The following is a 2,817-nucleotide window of genomic DNA, read 5'->3' as shown; positions in this document are numbered from 1 at the left end:
TATTCACTGACTGAACCGTCCCCTGCAATGTAGTTCTTGTTATCCCCCGCACGGGCCTGCTGGGCCAGCGAATCCGGGGCGGCGCAGGCCGCCAGCGAAACGGCGAGCACAGCCGCCGACGCGATGGCAGTGAGAGGGACCCGTCGTGGGCCTCCTCTGGCCTCCCGGCCTCTGTGCAGCTTCATCGGCTTCCTCTCTTGATGGCCACGCGGCCCACGTACTTAGCGGCGCCTTTCCCGTTCTCGGCCTGGCCGGCCGTGGCAGGCCGCCGCCGGTTGGGGGAACCGGGGGCGGCCCTCCCTAGTGTAGACCTAAACTACTTAGGTTGTTAGGTTGACCAGTGCGATTTGACGCCCCATGGACGGCGGCCTGCTGCGGCCTGCCCTGGCCTATGGACTGCTGTCACTGGAGAAAGGGAGCGGGCCCGTGGAGTGCAGGCCGCAGAAGCATTCGGCATCGGCGGATACGGCTCTTTGGGGCAGCAAGGATCAGAAGGGCACCCCCATGCCTCGCTGTCCGCGCAGCGCTGCGGAGCATTTTTCAGTCTGGACTCGTTATACTGACATCTGAACATTTATTCATATGTAGGAGGTCCTGTGATGGCTCGTGAGGCGATCGACGAATGCGGTGTGAATCTGGTCGACCCGGACAAGGTCGACCTGGTCCGGCGGGCGCTGCCTTCAGATCATGACATCGCAGAGCTGGCCGATGTGTTTTCCCTGCTGGGTGATCCGGGACGCCTGCGGCTGTTGACGTCGCTGCTGGAGGGCGGAGAGCTGTGCGTGTGTGATCTGGCGGCGACGACGGCGATGAGTGAAAGCGCCGTCAGCCATGCGCTTCGTCTGCTGCGCGCCCACCGGGTGGTTTCCGTCTCCCGGCGAGGCCGGATGGCCTACTACCGCCTGGATGACGCGCACGTGCGGATGCTCCTGGACCTCGGTCTCACCCACACCGGCCACACCATCGCCGTCCATCCCGAGCGCACCGATTCCGCACAGAAGGACAACGTGCGATGAGCGCCGATCACCTCCACGACCACGCATCCCGCCGGACAGACGACGCGTCCTCTGCCAAGCACCATGATCACGGCCATGGAATAGCCGCGAACGCGGACCGGCGCTACCTGGTCATTGCCTTGGCGCTGATCGTCGGGTTCATGATCGTGGAAGTCATCGTCGCCGTCGTTTCCGGGTCACTGGCCCTGCTCTCCGACGCCGGGCACATGCTCACCGACGCCGGCGCGATCGCCGCCTCCCTGTGGGCGATCAGTCTGGCGGGCCGCCCGGCCCGGGGGATCTGGACCTTCGGATTCAAGCGCGCGGAGATCCTTTCCGCGGCGGCCAACGGCATCACGTTGCTGGTCATCAGCGCCCTCGTGGCCGTGGAGGCGATCCACCGCCTCCTCGATCCGCCTCCCGTCGCAGGCGGACCCGTCGTGGTCGTCGCCATCCTCGGGGTCATCGTGAATCTGGTGGCGGTCTGGGTGCTGGCCAAAGCCAACCGGTCCAGCCTGAACGTGGAAGGATCCTTCCAGCACATCCTCACCGACCTGTACGGGTTCATTGCCACCGCGATCGCCGGGGTCATCGTCCTGACCACCGGTTTTACCCGCGCGGACGCGATCGCCTCCCTCATCGTGGTGGCCCTGATGCTCCACGCCTCGTGGGGCCTGCTGCGGGACTCCGGGAGGATCCTGCTGGAGGGCGCACCGGAAGGCGTTGACCTGGACCAGGTCAGGGTGCACCTGCTGGAAACCGGGCACGTGCACGACGTCCATGACCTTCACGTCTGGACCGTCACCTCAGACCTGCCCGCCCTGTCCGCACACGTCGTCCTGGATGAGAGCTGCTTCTCTGACGGACACGCCCCCGCCATCCTTGACCAGCTCCAGTCCTGCCTGACCGGGCACTTCGACGTGGAGCACTCCACGTTCCAGCTCGAACCCGCCGGCCACGCCACCCACGAAACAGGGACCCACTGATGAGCGCTCCCCAGCCGCTTCCCCTGGGACCGAACAAGCCCGCGGCCGACGACGCGCCTGCCTGCGCTGACGGCTGCTGCACCCCGGAGCCTCCCGCTGTTCCTGACGCCCGCTGGATCAGGCATGCCCATACGGTGCGGCTGCTGTCCTGGTTCAGCCTGGTCTGGATGGTCCTGGAGGGGGCCCTTGGTTTGGTCGCCGGCGGGGCCGCCGGCTCGGTATCCCTGATCGGCTGGGCGCTCAGCTCAGCCGTCGAGGGCCTGGCGAGCATCATCGTCATCTGGCGGTTCACCGGATCCCGCACCCTGTCCGAAACCGCCGAACGGCGCGCACAAAAAGCGGTGGCCATCAGCTTCTGGCTCCTGGCCCCCTACATCGGAATCCAATCGGTCATCGACCTGGCCACCGGGCACCGGGCCGAAAACAGCCTCCTGGGTATTGTGCTCACGGCGGCCAGCCTGGTCATCATGCCGGTCCTCGGGGTCGCCAAACACCGACTCGGTGCCCGGCTGAACTCCGGAGCCACCGCCGGGGAAGGAACCCAGAACCTGCTCTGCGCCGCGACCGCCGCCGCTGTTCTCATCGGTCTCGCCGGCAACGCACTCTTCGGCGCATGGTGGCTGGACCCCATCATCGGCCTCATCATCGCCGCCGTCGCCGTCCAGGAAGGCCGCGAAGCATGGAAAGGCGAGGACTGCTGCTAACCCCGGTTAGCCACAATACCGTTCAGTTAAGGGTTCCTGCGGTAGCATGTTTTCATGCCCCGCTCCGGACAACTGAAACCAACCACCGGTACCCGCCTCCCCGACGTCATCTCGGTGGGACTCATGGCCAAG

The 2,817-nt window shown here is 66.0% G+C and carries 3 protein-coding genes and 1 pseudogene; 3 read left to right on the top strand and 1 reads right to left on the bottom strand.

Annotation, left to right across the window (positions count from 1 at the left end; genetic code table 11):
* Positions 1 to 185, bottom strand: a pseudogene (locus J9611_RS21145) (TlpA family protein disulfide reductase); the annotation flags it as partial.
* 414 nt (positions 186 to 599) lie between these two features.
* On the opposite strand from J9611_RS21145, the gene J9611_RS21140 reads away from it, so the two are divergent.
* From J9611_RS21140 to J9611_RS21130, 3 genes are read left to right on the top strand one after another with little or no spacing between them, the layout of a single operon-like run.
* Positions 600 to 1,016: an ArsR/SmtB family transcription factor gene (locus tag J9611_RS21140; RefSeq protein WP_211883167.1), complete on the top strand. Its 417-nt coding sequence runs from the start codon at positions 600 to 602 to the stop codon at positions 1,014 to 1,016.
* Positions 1,013 to 1,981, top strand: a complete 969-nt coding sequence (locus J9611_RS21135; RefSeq protein ID WP_211883165.1) for a cation diffusion facilitator family transporter — start codon at positions 1,013 to 1,015, stop codon at positions 1,979 to 1,981. Before J9611_RS21140 ends, J9611_RS21135 begins: the two co-directional genes overlap by 4 nt.
* A complete protein-coding gene (locus J9611_RS21130; protein ID WP_211883163.1) occupies positions 1,981 to 2,685 on the top strand; it encodes a cation diffusion facilitator family transporter in 705 nt (234 codons plus the stop codon). The genes J9611_RS21135 and J9611_RS21130 overlap by 1 nt, the downstream gene beginning before the upstream one ends.
* The last annotated feature ends 132 nt before the right edge of the window (positions 2,686 to 2,817 follow it).

It is taken from the genome of Pseudarthrobacter albicanus (assembly GCF_018224015.1).
Lineage (GTDB): Bacteria > Actinomycetota > Actinomycetes > Actinomycetales > Micrococcaceae > Arthrobacter > Arthrobacter albicanus.
This window is presented reverse-complemented; position numbering and strand designations above follow the sequence as displayed.